Source organism: Rhizobium ecuadorense (assembly GCF_001187535.1).
Classification (GTDB): Bacteria; Pseudomonadota; Alphaproteobacteria; order Rhizobiales; family Rhizobiaceae; genus Rhizobium; species Rhizobium ecuadorense.
Genome location: NZ_LFIO01001358.1, coordinates 1 through 325 on the forward strand (window position 1 = coordinate 1; position 325 = coordinate 325).

Here is a 325-nt window from a genome sequence, read left to right on the forward strand (position 1 = left end):
GAGGTGGGATTGCCGTGAAGGAAGACGATCGGGTCGCCCTCCCCCAGTTCCTCATAGGAGATGAACGAGGTGAGAATATCGATGGTCGGCATATGGAGCTCCGCGCTTTCGTGCTATATAGGCAGGCGACTGACCATTTATCATATAGACAGTTACCTGTCTATATTGTTGCGCGGGGTTTCATGTCGTCTTCTTCCCTTGGCCTGTTGTTGCGTCTGGTCCATCAGCATTGGACGCAGGCCGTCGAAGCGGCACTCGATGAGGCCGGCTACGGCGATATCCGCCCACCGCATGCCAACGTTTTCACTTTCGCGCGGCCCGAGGG

The 325-nt window shown here is 56.6% G+C and carries 2 pseudogenes; one reads left to right on the plus strand and one right to left on the minus strand.

Going from position 1 to position 325, the window contains the following annotated elements:
* Positions 1 to 92: pseudogene (locus AF337_RS45730) on the minus strand (haloalkane dehalogenase); the annotation flags it as partial.
* Here AF337_RS45730 and AF337_RS45735 point away from each other — a divergent pair.
* A pseudogene (locus AF337_RS45735) lies at positions 93 to 325 on the plus strand (MarR family winged helix-turn-helix transcriptional regulator); the annotation flags it as partial. It abuts the pseudogene before it with no gap.